The sequence below is a fragment of the Pseudonocardia sp. SID8383 genome (genome assembly GCF_009864975.1).
Lineage (GTDB): Bacteria > Actinomycetota > Actinomycetes > Mycobacteriales > Pseudonocardiaceae > Pseudonocardia > Pseudonocardia alni.
Genome location: NZ_WWFY01001106.1, coordinates 1 through 220, shown reverse-complemented (window position 1 = coordinate 220; position 220 = coordinate 1). Strand labels below are relative to the sequence as shown.

Sequence of the window (220 nt, the reverse complement as noted above, 5' to 3'; positions counted from 1 at the left end):
CCGGGTGGGAACAGTGCACCGGCGCGGCCGTCGTCGAGCACGGCACGGAAGGACTCGAGGTCCGCGGCCAGCACCGGGGCGCCCGCGGCCATGGCCTCGGTCAGCACCATCCCGAAGCTCTCCCCGCCGCGGTGCGGTGCGCAGAACACCGCGACCGAGCGCAGCGCGGCGGCCTTGGTCGCCTCGTCGACCGGCCCGAGCAGGTCGATCCGGCCCGCCA

General features: G+C 76.4%; 1 protein-coding gene. It reads right to left on the bottom strand.

The annotated features are described in order from the left end of the window. On the bottom strand, window positions 1-220 hold a 220-nt coding region (locus GTW08_RS26520; RefSeq protein ID WP_161152689.1), incomplete at both ends, for a glycosyltransferase.